Raw genomic sequence first — 19,547 nt, 5'->3', positions numbered from 1 at the left:
AGGACGGGTATGCACCTCGGTCATCAGCTTCGCGATTGGCTGGCCGCCAATGACCCGGCCTTTTCGCGGCTTCGCCAGGCCACGCGGGTGACGCTGACGATCGCCTTTTCGTTCGTCATCCTGTTTGCGATCCATATCGCTATCGTGCCGCTTCCGACGATCACCTATGCGCTCGGAATATTGCTTTCGATCCAGGGCGGGCTGACCGTGCGGGATACGCTGCCCTCACAGCAATTGGTCACGAGGCTGCTCGGCTGTGTCGCCAGCATCGTGGTGGTGATCCTCGCCGCCCTATTTGTCGATCACCGCTATATTTCCGATTTCGTATTTCTTCTCATAATTTTTGCTGCCAGCTGGGGGCGGGCGATCGGCGTGCGCTGGAATGCCGTCGGCATGTTTGCCTTCATGTCCTATTTCATGGGCGCGTATTTTCAGCCGAAACTTGCGGAGATACCGCTTGTTGGATTCGGTTCCGTCGTCGCTGTCCTCGTAGCTCACGCCGTGCGCGTATGGCTCCTGCCCGATGACTGGCGGCGTGATCTGTTGCGGGCGCTGGAAAGCGTGCGAGGAAGGGTGAACCAGATTCTTGTCGAGCTTGCGGCCGCAGTCTCCGATGGGAAACTTTCTGAGGGCGAGCGCAGGGCATTGACGCAATCGGAAGAGCGGTTGAAGGAAGCCGTTCTCATGGCGGAGAGCTTTGTGCCCAAGCCTGCGGACAGCGCGTCCAGCGTCGACTCGCCCGATGCCGAGGTCGCAATGCGGTTGTTCGACATTCACCTCGCCGCAGAGAGCGTCATCGTTCTTAGCCAGCACGCTCCGCCATCCTTCGCACTTGTTCATTCCGTGATCGATCATGACGAGGCCCTGCTGCGACGCGAGATCGATAGTTGCGAGAGCATGGAGGACAAGGACAGGGCGGAGACGGCGCGAGCGCTGATCTGGCTGGATGAGGCGCGCAATGCGCTTGGCGAGTTGATCCAACGCGGCCGTAGCACGGGCTTTCGCGCGCTGGAGGCCTCGCAGGCGGCAAGCAGCACGCCCGTGACATGGCCGAAATTATCGCTCGACGACCCGGCGACGCGGTCCTCCCTGCAGATTACGCTTGCGACCAGCATTGCGATGATCCTGGGGCTGATGCTGTCGCGCGAACGCTGGTTCTGGGCCGTCCTCACGGCCTTCCTCGTTTTCAACAATACCAGCTCTCGCGGCGATACCGCCGTGCGGGCGATGCAGCGGTCAGTGGGGACTGTGCTTGGCATTGTGATCGGGATGCTCCTGGCGGCTCTGGTGGAGGGACATATGGCCGCCGCGATTGTGCTGTCGGTGATCTCCATTTTCCTCGCCTTCTATTTTCTGCAGGTCTCCTACGGGGCGATGACTTTCTTCATCACCATCGTCCTCTGTCTGATCTACGGGATGACCGGGGCACTCTCGTTCCACCTTCTGGACCTGCGGGTGGAGGAAACCATTCTCGGCGCGGTGACGGGGACGCTTGTTGCCTTTTTCGTTTTCCCGGCCAAGACGAGGAGCATTCTCGATACTGCCCTGCTCAAATGGTTTGACGCATTGCGGGCGCTTTTGAACGCAGCCTTCGGCAACGGATCGGGAATGGAAATCATTCAGCTCTCGCAGAAGCTCGATGCGGCCTATCGCGATGTTGCCACGGCCGCGCGACCGCTTGGCGCCTCCTGGTATGTGGTCAAGCGACCCGGCCATATCCGCCAGACCCTGGCGATCTTCATGGCCTGTACCTATTGGGCCCGGATTTTCGCCCGAAACATCGTCGACTCCCGCGATGATCCGGACGGCGAGATCAGAAAAAGCCTCGAGGAGAACCTGAAACGCATCGATGCGATCGCGCCGAAGGGGTCGGACTGTTTCTTCGTGCAGCGCAAGACACCACGGACGGTCGGTCAAAATCTGCCGCTGTCGCGTCATGGAAAACGTCTCGGGGTGGAGATGGTCGGCTCCATGCTGGATCGCCTCTATCCGTGATCTGGCCGTGATCGGGCCTTGCCGATTGCGCTAAGCGCCGTTATTTCCGGGGCGAATGCGCCTTGATGGCGGCAAAGGACGGACTTCATGGCAGGCACGAACAGCGAGCTTCAACTTTTGGCCGAAGGGCCGGCGATCATTCTGGTAGAACCCCAAATGGGCGAGAATATCGGGATGGTGGCGCGCGCCATGGCGAATTTCGGACTGGCGGACCTGCGTCTCGTCAACCCGCGCGACGGCTGGCCAAACGAGAAGGCGCAGGCCGCTGCCTCCAAGGCAGACCATGTGATCGAGGCTACCCGCGTGTTCGACACGGTCGAGCAGGCGATCGCCGACCTTAACTTCGTCTATGCCACGACAGCGCGCTCGCGTGACGGCTACAAGCCGGTGCGCTCGCCTGTTGTGGCTGCCCAGACGCTGCGTGCAAAATTTGCGGCGGGCGAGGGGACCGGCATCCTCTTTGGTCGCGAGCGCTGGGGACTGAACAACGAAGAAGTGGCGCTCGCCGACGAGATCGTCACTTTCCCCGTAAACCCCGCCTTTGCCTCGCTGAACATCGCCCAGGCGGTGTTGCTGATGTCCTACGAGTGGATGAAATCCGGGATGGAAGATCTCTCCGCCGTGCCGTTCCAGGCGGTCGAGCAGCGACCTTCCACCAAGGAACAGCTGTTCGGTCTTTTCGATCAGCTGGAGGAGGCGCTCGACGCCCGCAATTATTTCCACCCTGCCGGGAAAAAGCCAAAAATGGTAGACAATCTCAGGGCCGTTCTCTCCCGCCGGGCTTTCACGGAGCAGGAAATCAGCGTGATGCGCGGCGTCATCTCCTCACTCGACCGTTTCTCGCGCAAAGCTCCGCGCGGCAGCGGCTCACCGGCAAAGCGCAAGGAAGCCAAAGGCGATGACAGCAGCAGCGAATGAGCTGAAACCCGTTCTGGTCTTCGATTCCGGTATCGGCGGCCTGACCGTGCTGCGCGAAGCGCGCGTGCTGATGCCGGAGCGCAGTTTCATCTATGTCGCTGATGATGCCGGTTTTCCCTATGGAAGCTGGGAGGAGCAGGCGCTGAAGGAGCGCATCATCGGGCTCTTCGGCAAGCTGCTGCAGGACCATGACCCGGAAATCTGCATCATTGCCTGCAACACGGCCTTCACGCTTGTCGGAGCGGATCTGCGGGCCGCCTTTCCGCAGATGACCTTCGTCGGCACGGTGCCGGCGATCAAACCGGCTGCGGAGCGGACGCGATCGGGCCTCGTCTCGGTTCTTGCGACGCCCGGAACCGTGAAACGCGCCTATACCCGCGATCTGATCCAGTCCTTTGCGACGCAATGCCATGTGCGCCTCGTCGGATCGGAAAATCTTGCGCGGATGGCCGAGGCTTACATTCGCGGCGAGACCGTGTCCGACGAAGCCGTTCTTGCTGAAATCGATCAATGTTTTGTCGAGAAGGATGGCGGCAAGACCGACATTGTCGTGCTTGCCTGCACGCACTATCCCTTCATGGCCAATCTGTTTCGACGACTGGCGCCCTGGCCGGTAGATTGGCTCGACCCTGCCGAGGCGATCGCCCGCCGCGCTCGCAGCCTCGTGCCGCTGGTTGCCGATGCGGTCCATGCCGAAAACTCCGATTTCTCGGTGTTCACATCAGGCATGCCCGATTTTCCGACCAGGCGGCTGATGCAAGGCTTCGGGCTCAGGGCGTAGAGGCGATCAGCTGTGACACTTGTTATTCTCATCGGCGCTTCCGGATCGGGTAAGACGACACTTGCGAAGGCCGTCAGCGAACGTTGGCGAGATGAAATCGATGTTCTCCATTTCGATTCTATCGGCGTCCCGCCGGTCGAGGAGATGATTGCCGTACACGGATCGCCCGAAGCGTGGCAACGTGCGGCCACTGTCGAATGGATGCGGCGCCTCGCTGACATGGCGAAGGACGGGCGGCACATATTGTTCGAAGGGCAGACGCGCTTGTCCTTTCTTGCGGAGGGTGCTGCCGCCGCTGGAGTGCTCCCTTATGTGCCTATTCTCGTCGATTGCGACGATGCGACGAGAACGCGGCGGCTTTCGGTGGATCGGGCGCAGCCGGAACTCGCAAATCCCGACATGATGAACTGGGCGGCCTATCTGCGAGCGGAAGCGCAGCAAAGCGGCTGTGAGATATTCGATACGTCTGACCGCGGCCTGGAAGACTGCTTGGCCTACCTGCTGGAGCGCTTTCGGAGCCCAGCGTCTCCGGTGAGTGACAATGTGTCGGAGCCCGAAATCCGGCGGGCCGATGTTGCGGATGCCGATGCAATCCGTGAGCTGACGCGCGCCGCCTACACGAAATGGGTGCCGCTGATCGGGCGTGAGCCGCTGCCGATGACGGCGGATTATGAGCAGGCGGTCCGGCATCATCTGATCGACCTGCTCTATGCCGGGAATGAGCTCGCAGCGCTGATCGAGCTAGTCCCCGATGAGGGACATCTTCTGATAGAGAATGTCGCCGTCTCGCCGCGGTTTCAGGGGCGGGGATATGGACGTCGGCTGATGCGGCATGCCGAGGATGTTGCGGCAGGCCTGAAACTTCCGGAAATCAAGCTCTATACGAACCAGTTGTTCGCCGAAAATGTCGCGCTCTACCGGAAGCTCGGCTATTCCGTCGATCGTGAGGAGCCGTTCAAGGGCGGCGTCATCGTGCATATGAGCAAGCATCTGCCCTACAACGAATAATCCTTTGTGGGTTTCTCAAATCCAGCCGCGAAAGCCCGCAAATTCTCTGATAGACGACAGCGTAACATTTCTGAAAAAATGAGCGTTCGCGCATCTGAGTCCAATTCGGAAGGGTCAGGCATTGCAGGTAGGTATCGATATGGGATTGGCGTCCGGCAACAGCCCGGCGACGCTCGATATCGAGGAGCTGCTCGCCACCCGTCTGCTCGTGCAGGGCAATTCCGGCTCGGGTAAATCGCACTTGTTGCGACGCCTGCTGGAGCAATCCGCTCAATGGGTACAGCAAGTCATCATCGATCCCGAAGGCGATTTCGTCACGCTGGCCGACAAGTTCGGGCATATCGTCGTCGATGGCGAGCGCACTGAGGCCGAGCTTGCCGGCATTGCCAACCGCATCCGCCAGCACCGCGTCTCCTGCGTCCTGACGCTCGAGGGGCTCGATATCGAGCAGCAAATGCGCGCTGCCGCAGCATTCCTCAACGGCATGTTCGATGCCGATCGCGAATATTGGTATCCGGTGCTGGTCGTGGTCGACGAGGCGCAGATGTTTGCGCCCTCGGTCGGCGGAGACGTTTCTGAAGACGCGCGCAAGATGTCGCTCGGCGCGATGACCAACCTGATGTGCCGAGGCCGCAAGCGCGGATTGGCCGGTGTCATCGCAACGCAGCGACTGGCAAAGCTTGCCAAGAACGTTGCGGCCGAAGCGTCGAATTTCCTGATGGGCCGCACCTTTCTCGATATCGACATGGCTCGTGCCGCCGACCTGCTGGGCATGGATCGTCGGCAGGCGGAGATGTTCCGCGACTTGAAGCGCGGCAATTTCGTCGCGCTCGGGCCCGCCCTGTCGCGCCGGCCGCTACCGATCCAGATCGGTTCCGTCGAGACGTCGGCGCGCTCGTCCAGCCCGAAGCTGATGCCTTTGCCCGATGCGCCGCAGGATGTGGAAGATCTGATCTTCACACCCGATCCGGAAGAGTTCACCCGGCCTATCGTTCGCCGCGCCCCGCCCGCGCCACGACCGACGACCGATATTCTTGCCGAATTGTCCCGATCGGCCCCGGCGGCGACTGTTGCCCCTGTTGAGACGCGGGCAAGCCAGGTCGAATTGTCGGAAGAGGAACGCGAGGAGCGGCTGAGCGGCGTGCTCGCCGAAATTCTGGATGATCCAGGTGCGGCTTTCAGAACGGATTCTGTACTTTACCAGGAATTCCTCGTTCGCTTGCGTATGCGCCGCGTTCCCGGCCCACCGATGTCGCTGCCGGAATTCCGGCGCAGGGTGGCAGTCTCCCGTTCCGGCGTCGATGCTGCAACGGCGGAGACAGAGGTTTGGAACCTTGCCCTTTCGTTGTCGAGCAGGGTGACGGACGATCTGCAAGGCGTCTTCCTGATGCTCGCAAAGGCGGCCGTCTGCGGCGAGCCGTGCCCCTCCGATGCCCGCATCGCACGCGCCTATGGAACGCATTCCGCTCGGCGCGCCCGCCGTCTCCTCGGCTATTTCGAGGAGCAGGGCAGTGTTGTGGTCCACACCGATTTCTCGGGAAAGCGCATCGTTGCCTTTCCGGATATGGACTGCCAGACCGCGCCCGGCGACCCCAATGCGCCGGATGCCGGCGTGGCTGAGCAGGCGGCGGCCGAGTAACCGGTCAGCCCTCTCGTCGCCAATCGCGATGTGCCTGTCACGGATTAAAGTGGAGTATTTCACTCATCTGTCATATGCACTTCAAACCCCGCATGGATAACTTTAGCGTGCCCCGGGGGTTCGGTGCACGTTGTAACAGGTGGGGATATTCAACAATGCAGAACGACATCAGACGCTATTTTTCGCTTTTTCTTGCCGCATCCGCTCTGACGCTCATGGCCGCGCAGGCACATGCCGACGAGGCCGCAGACAAGCTGCTGGAACGCGCTGCTCAGGGTGACGTCAGCGAGCCCGGCGGCGCTCGTCGCCTGACCGGTGATATTACTGAAGCCTTCCGCGCTTCCATCGTGGACGGTCGTCCGAAGAATGTCATCCTGCTCATCGGCGATGGCATGGGCGATTCCGAAATCACCATTGCGCGCAACTACGCGCGTGGCGCCGGCCAGTTCTTCCGCGGGATCGACGCGTTGCCGATCACCGGCCAGTACACGCATTATTCGCTCGACAAGAAGACCGGCAAGCCGACCTATGTCACCGATTCCGCCGCTTCGGGGACGGCGTGGGCGACGGGCGTGAAATCCTATAACGGCGCGATCGGCGTCGATATCAAGGAAGCGGCCCACGAGACGCTGATCGAAAAGGCCAAGGCCGCTGGTCTTGCCACCGGCGACGTTTCGACGGCTGAACTGCAGGATGCCACTCCGGCCGTTCAGATCGCGCATGTGACGAACCGCAAATGCTACGGTCCGGAAGCAACGACGAAGCTGTGCGCTTCCAACGCACTCGAAAACGGCGGCAAGGGCTCGATCAGCGAGCAGCTGCTGAACGCGCGCGCCGATGTCACGCTCGGCGGCGGCGCCAAGAGCTTCGGCGAGACTGCAAAGGCAGGCGACTGGAAGGACAAGACCCTGCGTGAGCAGGCTGAAGCCCGCGGCTTCAAGATCGTCGAAAACCTTGCCGATCTGCAGGCCGTGAAGCAGGCCGACGACAAGGCTCCGCTGCTCGGCCTCTTTGCGCCAGGCAATATGCCGGTCCGCTGGGAAGGGCCGAAGGCGAGCCATTACGGCAATGTCGAGAGGGAAGCTGTCGTCTGCCAGCCGAACTCCAAGCGCACGGCTGAAACCCCGACGCTCGCCCAGATGACGACCAAGGCGATTGAACTGCTCAGCGCCAACCCAAAGGGCTTCTTCCTTCAGGTCGAAGGCGCCTCGATCGACAAGCAGGACCATGCCGCCAATCCCTGCGGTCAGATCGGCGAAACCGTCGATCTCGACGAAGCCGTTCAGGAAGCCTTGAAGTTCGCGCGCGCGAACGGCAATACGCTCGTTGTGGTCACCGCCGACCACGCCCATGCCAGCCAGATCATCGACGCCGAAGCCAAGGCCCCGGGCTTGACCGAAGCGCTGATGACGAAGGATGGTGCGGTCATGGCCGTCAGCTACGGCAATTCCGACGATGTCGACGACCAGGGACATACCGGCTCGCAGCTGCGCATAGCCGCCTACGGTCCGCGTGCTGCCAACGTGGCCGGCCTTACCGACCAGACCGATCTGTTCTATACGATCCGGGATGCGCTGGAATTGAAGTAAGAGCAGCCCGGCGGGCCGTTTTCGATCTCTTCGCGAATGGCCCGCTATTGCTGTTGACATTTTCATGACGGGCCACTAAACACCGCGCCAGCACCGGGCAGAAATGTCCGGTGTTTCATTTAACATGTCCCGTGGCCTTTCCGAACGCTTTCGTGAGAGACCTGTCAGAACTTCTGAAACGGAGTTCAGAGGAGGGCGTGTTTCCTTAACCGGTTTGGCAACAGACCGGTGCAACACTATGAAAGGAAATGCGATGAGCAAGCGCGAATCGTCCAAGTACAAAATTGACCGCCGTATGGGCGAAAACATCTGGGGCCGTCCGAAGTCCCCGGTAAACCGCCGCGAATACGGCCCGGGCCAGCACGGCCAGCGCCGCAAGGGCAAGCTTTCGGACTTCGGTGTGCAGCTGCGCGCCAAGCAGAAGCTGAAGGGTTACTACGGCGACCTGCGCGAAAAGCAGTTCCGCGCCATCTTCGCTGAAGCCGACCGCCGCAAGGGCGATACCTCGGAAAACCTGATCGGTCTTCTGGAATCGCGCCTCGACGCAATCGTCTATCGCGCCAAGTTCGTTCCGACGGTCTTTGCTGCCCGTCAGTTCGTCAACCATGGCCACGTTACCGTCAACGGCGTTCGCGTCAACATCGGCTCCTACCGTTGCAAGGCCGGCGACGTTATCGAAGTTCGTCAGAAGTCGAAGCAGCTCGTTACGGTTCTCGAAGCCGTTTCGCTCGCTGAACGCGACGTTCCTGACTATATCGAAGCCGACCACAACAAGATGGTTGCGACCTTCGCTCGCGTTCCGGCGCTCGGCGACGTTCCGTACCCGGTTGTCATGGAACCGCATCTGGTCGTCGAATTCTATTCGCGCTAATAGCGGATACAGTTTCGCAAATGGGAAAGCCGCTCATTTCGGGCGGCTTTTTCGTATCCGGAGGGTGACGGATGGATTTGCAGGCAGTTCTCGACAGCATCTATGCCGAGCTTTCGCCGCGGCTTGGTGAAGGCAAGGTGGCGGATTACATTCCACAGCTCGCCAAGATCGACCCCCATCAGTTCGGTATGGCGATAGCGACGACCGACGGTAAGCTCTACAGCGTCGGCAACGCTGATACGGGTTTTTCGATCCAGAGCATCTCCAAGGTCTTCATGCTGACGCTGGCGCTCGGCAAGGTCGGCGAAGGCCTGTGGAAACGGGTCGGACGGGAGCCCTCGGGCACATCATTCAATTCCATCGTCCAGCTCGAGCGCGAGGAAGGCATCCCGCGCAATCCTTTCATCAATGCCGGCGCCATTGCTGTTACCGATGTCGTGCTGTCCGGCCATGCGCCGCGCGAGGCGATCGGCGAATTCCTGCGGTTCGTCCGCTATGTCGCCGATGACGAATCCGTGGTCATCGACGACAAGGTTGCGCGCTCCGAGACGGAGACCGGATTTCGCAATTTCGCCCTTGCCAATTTCATGCGCGCCTACGGCAATATCCAGCATCCCGTCGAACATACGCTCGGCGTCTATTTCCATCAGTGCGCGCTATCGATGAGCTGCATTCAGCTTGCCCGCGCTGGTCTCTATCTCGCCGCGCAGGGCACCAATCCTCTGACGGGCCATTCCGTCGTTTCCCCGAAGCGGGCGCGTCGTATCAATGCCCTGATGTTGATGTGCGGCCATTATGACGGATCGGGCGATTTTGCCTATCGCGTCGGCCTGCCCGGTAAGAGCGGCGTCGGCGGCGGCATTCTGGCCGTCGCGCCGGGAATCGCCTCCATCGGCGTCTGGTCGCCGGGGCTGAACAAGGTCGGAAATTCGCAACTCGGCTCCGTCGCGCTCGAGCTGCTTGCGGCGCGTACCGGCTGGTCCGTGTTCGGCGATTGAGTGGTGTCTTCGCGCGCCGCTTTCTGCTATGGGCTTGCCAGGTTTTGCTGACGGTTTGATTGGAAGACGAGATGAACATTGCGGCTGATGTTGGGGATACCGATCTCGGTTCCGAGGAGAGCGAAACCGCGCTGCATCCGCTCTTTGCCGACGTGCCGCGCTCCGTCTCCTTCAACAAGCTGCGCAAGCGCTTGCTTCGGCAGGTGCGCCAGGCCTTCGACGATTTCGACATGCTGAAGGGCCAGAAGCGTTGGCTGGTCGGCCTCTCAGGTGGCAAGGATTCCTACGGGTTGCTTGCGATCCTGCTCGATCTGCAATGGCGCGGTCTGCTGCCGGTCGAGCTTGTCGCCTGCAATCTGGATCAGGGCCAGCCGAATTTCCCCAAGCACATCCTGCCAGAGTACCTCACCAAGATCGGCGTGAAGCATCGGATCGAGTATCGCGACACCTATTCGATCGTGAAGGAGAAGGTGCCTGAAGGAGCGACCTATTGCTCGCTCTGTTCGCGCCTGCGTCGCGGCAATCTCTATCGCATCGCCCGCGAGGAAGGCTGCGATGCGCTCGTCCTTGGCCACCATCGCGAAGATATCCTCGAGACCTTCTTCATGAATTTCTTCCATGGCGGTCGCCTGGCCTCCATGCCTGCGAAACTCCTGAATGACGAAGGCGATCTGATGCTGCTGCGGCCGCTTGCCTATGCGGCGGAGGACGATCTCGCCAAGTTCGCGGTTGCCATGCAGTTCCCGATCATTCCCTGCGATCTCTGCGGCTCACAGGACGGCCTCCAGCGCAACGCGATGAAGGACATGCTCGCCGATATCGAGCGGCGCATGCCAGGCCGCAAGGACACGATGCTGCGGGCTCTGGCGCATGTTAACCCGTCGCATCTTCTCGATCCGAAACTCTTTGATTTTTCGAGCCTTGCCGTCACCGATCCTTCATGAAAATCCGGCTATGCACGGTCTTTATTCGCATGAAGGGCTGGATTTCACATGACTATTTCGGACAAGGACATTCTATTTCTAGGTGATTGCATCAGGGAAGCAGCGCAGGCTGAAATCATGCCGCGTTTCCGCAATCTCGGTGTTGCGGATATCGCTGAAAAGACCTCGGCAATCGACCTCGTGACGGAGGCCGATCTCTTGGCCGAAAAGCGGATCACGGCGATGCTGCGCGAGCGCTTTCCCTCCGCGCTTATCGTTGGCGAAGAGGCCTATGAGGCCGACAAATCAGTGGTGCCGGCCCTGGCCGATGCCGAGCTTGCCTTTGTGATCGACCCCATCGATGGCACGTTCAACTTCGCGGGCGGCTTTCCTGTTTTCGGGACCATTCTTGCAGTTGCCGTGAAGGGCGAGACCGTCGCGGGCATCATCCACGATCCTGTTCTCGGCGACACGCTCAGCGCCATCAAGGGGGCGGGAACCTATCTCAACCGGAAGGACGGCCAATCGACCAGGTTGAAGGTGGCGGACGCGATCGATCTGTCGCAAATGGTCGGAGGCATATCCTGGGGGCATATGGACGAACCCGACCGCTCGCGCATTGCCGCCAATATGTCGAAGGTGCGCATGACCTTCTCCTTCAATTGCTCCGCATACGAGTATTGGATGGTGGCCTCGGGCAAGATGCATTTCATCGGCCATTCCAAACTGATGCCCTGGGATCATCTGGCCGGCGTGCTTGCGCATCAGGAGGCAGGCGGCCATACGGCGAAATTCGACGGCTCTCCCTATCGGCCCGGCGAGATCTCGGGCGGCATCATTTCCGCGCCGGATCGCGAGAGCTGGCAAATCATTCGGCGCGAAATCGTCGGCATCTGAATTCGACTTATTGAAGGGAATAAAGGAATGACCGCTTCCGTAGACGTAACAGCCCTGGCAGACCTTCTTCGCCGCGCGGCTCAGGCCGAGATCCTGCCGCGTTTTCGTCGGCTGGGTGGCGGCGACGTCCGTGCCAAGACCGAGGCCACCGATTTGGTGACGGAGGCCGACGAGCAGGCCGAGCGGATGATCAAGGCCGAGGTCGCACGACTCTGGCCTGACGCAGTCTTCGTCGGGGAAGAATCCGTTGCTGCCGAGCCGGCGCTGCTCAAAAGGATCGAAGGCTCCGATCTCGCCATCATCGTCGATCCGGTCGACGGGACATTCAACTTTGCCTCGGGCATTCCAGCCTTCGGAGTCATGGCATCCGTTATCGTCAAGGGCGAGACAGTCGCGGGCATCATCTTCGATCCGATGGGCGATGATTGGGTCATGGCTGAAAAGGGCAGTGGTGCATGGCTGAAGCGGCCGAGCGGCGAGGCGGAGCGTCTTTCCGTTGCAGCCCCCGTCGCTCTGGACCAGATGGTCGGCATGGCCTCAACCGGCTACCTGCCTGGGGAGAAGAAGGCCGAGATTCTTGGCAATCTCGCCAAGGTGCGATTCCTCACGAACTACCGCTGTGCGGCCCATGAATACCGTACCTTCGCCGGTGGTCACGTGCACTATCTGATGTACAACAAGATGATGCCCTGGGATCATCTCGCAGGCACGTTGATCTCCCAGGAGGCTGGCGGCTATGCGGCACGCTTCGATGGAAGCGCTTACCTCCCGCATCATCTCGAAGGCGGGTTGCTGATCGCGCCTGACAAGGCCAGCTGGGATGTTCTGCGGCGGGAAGTCTTTACGGTCTGACGAAACGCATCATCGCAGCATGCAAAAAGCCCGCCGAAAGCAATTCGGCGGGCTTTTCTCATATATGACCGGCGCCGGCTTCCAGTTGCGGATCGTCTCCCGGATGGGTGAAAAGCTTGCCGTTCTCTGCCCACAGCGTGAAGGCGACGCTGAGCGCTCCAAAAATGGCAAAGCCGCCGAAGAGCGGCAGCACAGTGCCATCAAACATTCGACCGACCACGCTGCCGAGCAATGCTCCGCCCGTCGTCGAGACGAAGCCGGTGACGGCGGTTGCCGTTCCGGCCAGATGGCCCATCGGCTCGAGACTGATCGCCATGAAATTCGTGGTGACGATCGCAAAGGCCATCAGCATGACTGTGATCAAGAGATAGATGAAGACGAAGCTCGGTGTGCCGCTGAGCGCAATCGCATAGCCAACGATCGCAAGCGCTGTGAAGACGAGCATTGCTGCATGGGACATGCGCCGCATGCCGAAGCCGCGTACCAGGAAGCCGTTGGCGAACTGCGCGACGGCGATTCCGCCTGCCGTCGCGGCAAAGGCGGTCGGCATCCATTCACCCAAGCCATAGACCTCGCCGAAGACCTGCTGCACTGACACAACATAGGCGCAGATGACGCCGGTATAGAGCGTCATGCCCATCATGTAGCCGCAGGTGATGCGGTTGGTCAGGACCGTCTTGAAGCCGCTTGCGATCGATCCGACCGAGAAGGGCAGCTTGTCTTCCCTCGGCAGGGATTCCCGCATGCGCACGAACGCCCAGATGAACAGGATGCCGCCGATCGTGCCGAGCAGGATGAATATCCATTCCCAGCCGGCATAATTCGAGACCAACTGGCCGATAGTTGGCGCGAGGATGGGCGAAACCATGAAGACGATCATAACGAAGGACATCACGCGCGCCATTTCACGCCCGCCGAAGCAGTCCCGCACGATCGCCATGCTGGTGATGCGGACGGCGGCCGCGCCGAAGCCCTGCGCAAAGCGCAGCACCAATAGCATGGTGAAGCTTGTCGACCATCCGGCAGCGAGCATCGTGATCATGTAGAAGGCGAGGCCGCCCAGAAGAATGGGACGTCGACCAAAAGCGTCGGATAGGCTGCCGAACAACAGCTGCGAGAGCCCGAATCCGAGGAAATAGACGCCGATGACGAGCTGGGCGTCATTCGGATCCGCAAGATGCAGGGACTGGCCGATCTTGGGCAGCGCCGGCAGCATGCTGTCGATCGCGATTGCAATGCTTGCGGTCATCAGGGCGATCGTGAAGATGAATTCCACGGTGCCAAGACCGATACGGGCGGAGCCGGCGGGCTCCGCTTTATTGAGTTGCGTCGGGTTCATGTCTTTCCCCAGTCAGTGCATTGCCAGAGAGGGATCGGAGGACGGTGGTGCATTCTGCGGGCGGAAGAGCTTGCCGCGCTCGGCGATGAGCACGAAGATCAGACCGACGACCGAAACGCAGAAATAAGCGGCCACCATAGGCGTTGCGGTGCCATTATAGAACTGGCCGATGACAGCGCCAATAAGGGCGCCGCCGACCGTGCTCATGAAGCCGAGGACCGACGATGCCGTTCCTGCGACATGGCCGAGCGGCTCCATGGCCAACGAATTGAAGTTCGAGCCGATCCAGCCGAACTGGAACATGGTCAGCGCAAAAAGCCCCATGAAAACAGGGAAGGGCATCGGCTGCGGCCCGAAGAGCTGGACCATCAGCCAGATGAAGGACAGCGCCATGAAGGCCAGCAGCGAGAAGTGCGACAGCTTGCGCATGCCGAAGCGGCCGACGAACTGTGAATTGATGAAGGATGAGAAGGCCATGAACAACGCGACGCCACCAAAGGCGAGCGGCGTATAGACGCCGAGGCCATAAATGGTGTTGTAGATCTGCTGCGCCGAGTTGATGAAGCCGAACAGCGCTCCGAAGAGGAACGTGCTGGCGATGGTATAACAGAGGGCGACGCGGTTCGTCAGGAAGATAGCAAAGCCTGACAGCACCGATTTTGCGGTGAAGGGGCGTACGTTTTCTGGTCGCAGCGTCTCGGGAAGGCGGAAGAACATCCAGATGCCGACCAGCGTCGCCATGGTGCCGATGAAGGCGAAAATCATGTGCCAGGTGCTGAACAGCATGATGACCTGGCCCGTACCAGGCGCGATGACGGGGACGACCATGAAGACCATCATGATCAGCGACATGACCTCGGCCATCTGACGGCCGCCGAAAACATCTCGAACAATGGAAATCGTGATGACGCGTGTTGCCGCCGAGCCGAGCCCCTGGATCAGCCGCAGGATAAGAAGTCCTGCAAAGGAGGGGATGAGAGCGATGCCGAAAGCGGACACGACATAGATGAAAAGGCCGATCAGCAGCGGAATGCGCCTGCCGAAGCGGTCCGACAGTGGTCCATAAAAGAGCTGCGCCGAGCCGAAACCGATGAGATAGGCGGTTACGACATATTGCCGATGATTTTCGTTATCGACCTGAAGACTGGCGCCGATCTGCTGCAGCGCTGGAAGCATGATGTCGATCGCGAGAGAGTTGACCGCCATCAGAAAGGCTGCGAGTGCAATGAACTCGCGCTTGCCCATGGGTAGTTGCCCAGCGGACATGGCCTGTGAAGAATTCGCCACGGTAGTATTCCCATAAACATGCCAAGGCGCTGCCGGAAAAGGCAGCGCCTTATCAAATCAGTAGCTATGGAAACCGGACGAAAAGGTCCGGTAACCGGTCAAGCGGCGCCGCGAACGCTGATGCCGTTTTCCTCGAAGTGCTGCTGCAATTCACCGGCCTGGAACATTTCCCGGATGATGTCGCAACCGCCAATAAATTCGCCCTTTACGTAGAGCTGCGGAATAGTGGGCCAGTTGGAGTAATCCTTGATGCCCTGGCGGATTTCCGAATCAGCAAGAACGTTGATGCCCTTGTAGTCGACGCCGATATAGTCGAGAATCTGTACGACCTGACCCGAGAAACCGCACTGCGGGAACTGCGGGGTGCCCTTCATGAAGAGAACAACGTCGTTGCTCTTGACCTCGTTGTCGATGAATTCGTTAATTCCGCTCATTTCTTTTCCTTTCACATACGGGTTCAAGGCCCGCAGTTCGTTCGTGCATTTTAGATAGCATGTGGGAGTTTGTTTTCCAGTCGCAATAATGCATGGCAGGTTTTTTTAATCGGTAAACCGATGCGTGTAGGCAACAGTTCAGCAATGTCTCGATGTTTGAACCCGACCGCCTGACTTGATATGGGATGTCTCCCGTCTCAGGCGTTGCGGTCACCTTAACGCAGCACCGTTTCGATTCCAGCCTGCCATTAAAAAGCCGGAAGGCAATGATGTGCGAAGGTCCGTCTGCATTCCGCATCTCTCTGTTTGGACATGTAAATTATAATGAATCCCATTAAAAAGAGGGTGGTCCTTCACTTCCCTGGTTTTGAGCCCCTCGACGCTGCTGCCCATCGTGCCCGCTACGACCGCTCTGCGAAGCAAAGTGCCAAGGCATGGGACTATTCGGCCGATGTCGGCCAGCTTCAGCCTTTCGGGATGGCGCCTTATTTTGATGTGAAGACCAGCGGCGCGGCATGGCAGACACTTAGCCGAGTTCATATCCTGGATCACGATGAGTTCGTCGGTCGTTTGAACGGCCGCAATTTCTTCACCCGGCTTGTCCAGGGCTATCTGGCAGCTGCGCGTGTTGCGGTCGGTGGCGGGCTTTTCGGCTATTTTCGTCATGCTTGGCGATTCGGCCTGTTCTTCATCTTTCCGTTTCTTCTGATGTTCGTTGGTCTGGCCATCGCCGCAGCAATCGTTGCGGCGCCTTATGCAGCCGAGCTTTCAGTCTGGCATTTTCTCTGGAGCGCACCGCTTGCGGCAGCGTTCATGATTTTCGCCTTCCTGCCGTTTGCAGCGCGTTTTCATACGCTGCATCTGTTTGCGGATTGGGAGCTGGCGGTGGCCATGGCCGGGCTGAATCGGCTGAGCGCTCAGCAGTGGATCGAAGCCTGCGCGACAAGCGCACGGCGCGCGCTGGAAGAGCCGGCGGATGAATATGTTATCTCGTCACATAGTATGGGGTCCAGCATTGCCGTGCATGTGATCGGACTGCTTCTCGAGCAGGAGCCCGAGCTTTTCGCCGACAAGCGCGTCGTCTTCACATCGCTTGGCAGCGCCATATTGCAATGTGCGCTGCTGCGGTCGGCCCACGTCCTGCGTTCACGTGTCGGGTTGCTCGCCCGCTGCCAGAACATACACTGGATCGACGTTCATTGCCTGACAGATGCGATCCACTTCTACAAGGTGCCGGTCGTGGCGGTTTGCGGTCACAAGGCTGCGCCGCAGGCGGCTATCACCACAGTGCGTTTCAAGACCATGCTCACCGAAGAGCATTATCGCAAGATCAAGCGGGATCTACTGCGCGTTCATCGCCAATATGTATTGGGTCCCGATGAGCGGGCGGCTTTCGATTTCACCCTGATGACGGCGGGGCCATTGCCTGCCTCGGCATTTGCAACGTTCACGCGGGCAAACATGCCGAGCCTGGCGCTTGCCGGCGAGGGGCCGGCAGAGCGCGTTGCCTCAATCGGGGGCTGATGTCTGCAGGGCAAGGGCGTGCAGCACGCCGCCCATATTGCCCTTCAGCGCATTGTAGACCATCTGGTGCTGCTGCACGCGGCTCTTGCCGCGAAAAGCTTCTGCCACGACTTCCGCAGCATAGTGGTCGCCATCGCCGGCCAGGTCACGAATCGTCACCTTAGCGCCGGGTATGCCCGCCTTGATCATGTCTTCGATATCGCCGGGATTCATCGGCATGCGGGGCTATTCCTTATTCTTATTCGGCCGCGACGAGCGTTTCGCCGTCCATGAATGCAGGAAACCACGATTCATGTGCCTCGCGCAACTGCTGAACCGGTACCGACATCAGATCGTCGATCACCAGCGCATCGCCGCCAACGGTACCCAGTCGTCGGAAAGGAATACCGGCGCCCTCGGCGTTGAGGCAGACGAAGTTCGCGAGGTCTGCCTGTACTGTGATCACGTAGCGCGCCTGGTCCTCGCCGAAAAGGAGAGCGTGAGGTGCTCCCTTGCATTCGCTGAGGCTGAGCTGCAATCCCTTGTCCGACGCTATGGCCATCTCGGCGAGTGCCAGCGCGAGCCCGCCTGAGGACAGGTCGTGACAGGCGGTGACCTGGCCGTTGCGGATCGCGGAGCGAACGAAGTCGCCGTTACGGCGTTCGGCGAAAAGATCGACCTCCGGAGCGGGGCCATCCGTCTGACCGATTATATCGCGAAAGTAGATCGATGAGCCGAGGTGGCTGCCGTCTACGCCGATCAGCAGGACGCTGTCGCCATCGGATGCGCTGCCGATACGGGCCATCTTGCTCCAGTCGGGCAGCAAGCCGACGCCGGCAATCGTCGGAGTCGGCAGGATACCGACGCCATTGGTCTCGTTATAGAGCGAGACGTTGCCCGAAACGATCGGGAAATCGAGCGCGCGGCAGGCTTCGCCGATGCCTCTGATGGCGCCGACGAATTGGCCCATGATCTCGGGCTTTTCCGGATTGCCGAAATTGAGGTTATCCGTTGCAGCCAGAGGCTCGGCCCCGGTTGCCGTGATGTTTCTCCAGCATTCGGCAACAGCCTGCTTGCCGCCTTCGAAGGGATCCGCCTCGACGTAGCGCGGCGTGACGTCCGACGAGAAGGCAAGCGCCTTGGTGGCATGGCCTTCGACGCGCACGACACCGGCGTCGCCACCTGGAAGCTGCAGCGAGTTGCCCTGGATCAGCGTGTCATATTGCTCGTAGACCCAACGGCGGCTGGACTGGTTGGCCGAACCGACTAGCGTGAGGAGCGCCTGACCATAATCCTTGGGAGCGGCAACGAGATTTGCGGGCAGAGGGGCGCGCTTGTCGGCTTCACGCCACGGACGGTCATATTCCGGGGCCTGATCGCCGAGGTCCTTGATCGGCAGGTTTGCGACTTCCTCGCCCTGATGGATGACGCGGAAACGCAGGTCGTCCGTCGTCTTGCCGACGATCGCAAAATCGAGGCCCCATTTGACGAAGATCGCCTTGGCCTCATCTTCCTTCTCCGGCTGCAGGACCATGAGCATGCGCTCCTGGCTTTCCGACAGCATCATCTCATAGGCGGTCATCCGCTCTTCGCGGACGGGAACCTTGTCGAGCTGCAGCTCGATGCCGAGATCGCCCTTGGCGCCCATTTCGACGGCAGAGCAGGTGAGGCCGGCCGCACCCATGTCCTGGATGGCGATAACGGCGCCCGTCTGCATCAGTTCCAGGCAGGCTTCCAGCAGGCACTTTTCGGTAAAGGGGTCGCCGACCTGGACGGTCGGGCGCTTCTCCTCGATCGATTCGTCGAATTCCGCCGATGCCATCGTCGCGCCACCAACTCCGTCGCGGCCGGTCTTGGCGCCGAGATAAACGACGGGGAGGCCGACGCCCTTGGCTTCCGACAGGAAGATGGCATTGGACTTTGCAAGGCCTGCCGCGAAAGCGTTGACCAGGATATTGCCGTTGTAGCGCGCGTCGAATTCGACTTCACCGCCGACGGTCGGCACGCCGAAGGAATTGCCGTAGCCGCCGACGCCGGCGACGACGCCGGAGACGAGGTGGCGGGTCTTCGGATGATCCGGCTCGCCGAAGCGGAGCGCGTTCATGGCTGCAATCGGGCGGGCGCCCATGGTGAAGACGTCGCGCAGGATGCCGCCGACGCCGGTCGCCGCACCCTGGTAGGGTTCGATATAGGAGGGGTGGTTGTGGCTCTCCATCTTGAAGACGACGCAGTCGCCGTCATCGATATCGACGACGCCGGCATTTTCACCCGGGCCCTGGATAACGCGCGGCCCCTTGGTCGGCAGGGTGCGCAGCCACTTCTTAGAGGATTTGTAGGAGCAGTGCTCGTTCCACATGGCCGAGAAGATACCGAGCTCGGTGAACGTCGGCTCGCGATCGATCAGATCCAATATAAGCTGGTACTCATCCGGCTTCAGGCCGTGCGAAGCAATGAGTTCCGGGGTGATCTGGATCGTATTAGAAATTGTCATGAGCGCGAGAGAGTCCTTGCCG

General features: G+C 60.2%; 17 protein-coding genes. 12 read left to right on the top strand and 5 right to left on the bottom strand.

Translation table 11 applies throughout. The annotated features are described in order from the left end of the window. Positions 1-9: 9 nt before the first annotated feature. The 11 genes from DTW90_RS19180 (at position 10) to DTW90_RS19130 (ending at position 12,471) form a co-directional block, all read left to right on the top strand. Positions 10-1,995, top strand: a complete 1,986-nt coding sequence (locus DTW90_RS19180) for an FUSC family protein (protein WP_149340230.1) — start codon at positions 10-12, stop codon at positions 1,993-1,995. Positions 1,996-2,082: 87 nt separating this feature from the next. Further along, positions 2,083-2,913, top strand: a complete 831-nt coding sequence (locus tag DTW90_RS19175; protein WP_149340228.1) for an RNA methyltransferase — start codon at positions 2,083-2,085, stop codon at positions 2,911-2,913. Next, positions 2,894-3,694 (top strand): glutamate racemase, encoded by an 801-nt coding sequence (gene murI, locus DTW90_RS19170; protein WP_149340226.1) that lies wholly within the window; start codon positions 2,894-2,896, stop codon positions 3,692-3,694. The genes DTW90_RS19175 and murI overlap by 20 nt, the downstream gene beginning before the upstream one ends. A 12-nt stretch (positions 3,695-3,706) precedes the next feature. Next, complete coding sequence (locus DTW90_RS38160) at positions 3,707-4,702, top strand: GNAT family N-acetyltransferase (RefSeq protein ID WP_348642642.1); 996 nt, start codon at positions 3,707-3,709, stop codon at positions 4,700-4,702. 121 nt (positions 4,703-4,823) lie between these two features. Beyond that, positions 4,824-6,341, top strand: coding sequence for an ATP-binding protein (locus tag DTW90_RS19160; protein WP_149340224.1), 1,518 nt, complete (start codon positions 4,824-4,826; stop codon positions 6,339-6,341). A 167-nt stretch (positions 6,342-6,508) separates the two neighbouring features. Next, positions 6,509-7,930, top strand: coding sequence for an alkaline phosphatase (phoA, locus tag DTW90_RS19155; protein ID WP_210251420.1), 1,422 nt, complete (start codon positions 6,509-6,511; stop codon positions 7,928-7,930). Between the two features lie 253 nt (positions 7,931-8,183). After that, positions 8,184-8,801, top strand: a complete 618-nt coding sequence (gene rpsD, locus DTW90_RS19150) for a 30S ribosomal protein S4 (protein WP_132524658.1) — start codon at positions 8,184-8,186, stop codon at positions 8,799-8,801. A 71-nt stretch (positions 8,802-8,872) separates the two neighbouring features. Next, positions 8,873-9,799 carry a glutaminase gene (locus tag DTW90_RS19145; RefSeq protein ID WP_149340220.1) on the top strand — a complete coding sequence of 309 codons (927 nt, stop codon included), beginning with the start codon at positions 8,873-8,875 and terminating at the stop codon, positions 9,797-9,799. Positions 9,800-9,870: 71 nt separating this feature from the next. Next, entirely contained in the window at positions 9,871-10,743 is an 873-nt protein-coding gene (gene ttcA / locus DTW90_RS19140; protein WP_132524662.1) for a tRNA 2-thiocytidine(32) synthetase TtcA, read from the top strand. 48 nt (positions 10,744-10,791) lie between these two features. Beyond that, positions 10,792-11,619, top strand: coding sequence for an inositol monophosphatase (locus DTW90_RS19135; RefSeq protein ID WP_149340218.1), 828 nt, complete (start codon positions 10,792-10,794; stop codon positions 11,617-11,619). 27 nt (positions 11,620-11,646) lie between these two features. After that, on the top strand, positions 11,647-12,471 hold the full coding sequence (locus DTW90_RS19130) for an inositol monophosphatase family protein (protein WP_132524666.1): 825 nt from the start codon (positions 11,647-11,649) through the stop codon (positions 12,469-12,471). A gap of 58 nt (positions 12,472-12,529) precedes the next feature. On the opposite strand, the gene DTW90_RS19125 is transcribed toward DTW90_RS19130, so the two are convergent. The 3 genes from DTW90_RS19125 to grxD all read right to left on the bottom strand — a co-directional run bounded on the left by DTW90_RS19125 (position 12,530) and on the right by grxD (position 15,531). Beyond that, positions 12,530-13,810 carry a multidrug effflux MFS transporter gene (locus DTW90_RS19125; protein WP_149340216.1) on the bottom strand — a complete coding sequence of 427 codons (1,281 nt, stop codon included), beginning with the start codon at positions 13,808-13,810 and terminating at the stop codon, positions 12,530-12,532. Between the two features lie 12 nt (positions 13,811-13,822). Beyond that, positions 13,823-15,055 carry a multidrug effflux MFS transporter gene (locus DTW90_RS19120; protein WP_149340455.1) on the bottom strand — a complete coding sequence of 411 codons (1,233 nt, stop codon included), beginning with the start codon at positions 15,053-15,055 and terminating at the stop codon, positions 13,823-13,825. Between the two features lie 140 nt (positions 15,056-15,195). Further along, complete coding sequence (gene grxD, locus DTW90_RS19115; RefSeq protein WP_149340214.1) at positions 15,196-15,531, bottom strand: Grx4 family monothiol glutaredoxin; 336 nt, start codon at positions 15,529-15,531, stop codon at positions 15,196-15,198. 324 nt (positions 15,532-15,855) lie between these two features. Here grxD and DTW90_RS19110 point away from each other — a divergent pair, with 324 nt between their 5' ends. Beyond that, positions 15,856-17,055: a hypothetical protein gene (locus DTW90_RS19110; RefSeq protein ID WP_149340212.1), complete on the top strand. Its 1,200-nt coding sequence runs from the start codon at positions 15,856-15,858 to the stop codon at positions 17,053-17,055. Here the strand turns inward: DTW90_RS19110 and DTW90_RS19105 are convergent. Then, positions 17,041-17,274, bottom strand: coding sequence for a BolA family transcriptional regulator (locus DTW90_RS19105; RefSeq protein WP_149340210.1), 234 nt, complete (start codon positions 17,272-17,274; stop codon positions 17,041-17,043). The two genes, DTW90_RS19110 and DTW90_RS19105, sit on opposite strands and share 15 nt — an antisense overlap. A gap of 19 nt (positions 17,275-17,293) precedes the next feature. Next, entirely contained in the window at positions 17,294-19,525 is a 2,232-nt protein-coding gene (purL, locus tag DTW90_RS19100) for a phosphoribosylformylglycinamidine synthase subunit PurL (RefSeq protein ID WP_149340208.1), read from the bottom strand. Positions 19,526-19,547 lie beyond the last annotated feature (22 nt).

This window comes from Neorhizobium sp. P12A (assembly GCF_008365395.1).
Classification (GTDB): domain Bacteria; phylum Pseudomonadota; class Alphaproteobacteria; order Rhizobiales; family Rhizobiaceae; genus Rhizobium.
The sequence above is the reverse complement of the archived record's forward strand: the minus strand, read 5'-3'. Positions and strand labels throughout refer to the sequence as shown.

Coding starts and splice junctions, on each gene's coding strand:
- DTW90_RS19180 (WP_149340230.1), top strand. CDS start 10: ATGCACCTCGGTCATCAGCTTCGCGATTGGCTGGCCGCCAATGACCCG.
- DTW90_RS19175 (WP_149340228.1), top strand. CDS start 2,083: ATGGCAGGCACGAACAGCGAGCTTCAACTTTTGGCCGAAGGGCCGGCG.
- murI (WP_149340226.1), top strand. CDS start 2,894: ATGACAGCAGCAGCGAATGAGCTGAAACCCGTTCTGGTCTTCGATTCC.
- rpsD (WP_132524658.1), top strand. CDS start 8,184: ATGAGCAAGCGCGAATCGTCCAAGTACAAAATTGACCGCCGTATGGGC.
- DTW90_RS19145 (WP_149340220.1), top strand. CDS start 8,873: ATGGATTTGCAGGCAGTTCTCGACAGCATCTATGCCGAGCTTTCGCCG.
- ttcA (WP_132524662.1), top strand. CDS start 9,871: ATGAACATTGCGGCTGATGTTGGGGATACCGATCTCGGTTCCGAGGAG.
- DTW90_RS19135 (WP_149340218.1), top strand. CDS start 10,792: ATGACTATTTCGGACAAGGACATTCTATTTCTAGGTGATTGCATCAGG.
- DTW90_RS19130 (WP_132524666.1), top strand. CDS start 11,647: ATGACCGCTTCCGTAGACGTAACAGCCCTGGCAGACCTTCTTCGCCGC.
- DTW90_RS19125 (WP_149340216.1), bottom strand. CDS start 13,810: ATGAACCCGACGCAACTCAATAAAGCGGAGCCCGCCGGCTCCGCCCGT.
- DTW90_RS19120 (WP_149340455.1), bottom strand. CDS start 15,055: ATGGGCAAGCGCGAGTTCATTGCACTCGCAGCCTTTCTGATGGCGGTC.
- grxD (WP_149340214.1), bottom strand. CDS start 15,531: ATGAGCGGAATTAACGAATTCATCGACAACGAGGTCAAGAGCAACGAC.
- DTW90_RS19110 (WP_149340212.1), top strand. CDS start 15,856: ATGAATCCCATTAAAAAGAGGGTGGTCCTTCACTTCCCTGGTTTTGAG.
- DTW90_RS19105 (WP_149340210.1), bottom strand. CDS start 17,274: ATGCCGATGAATCCCGGCGATATCGAAGACATGATCAAGGCGGGCATA.
- purL (WP_149340208.1), bottom strand. CDS start 19,525: ATGACAATTTCTAATACGATCCAGATCACCCCGGAACTCATTGCTTCG.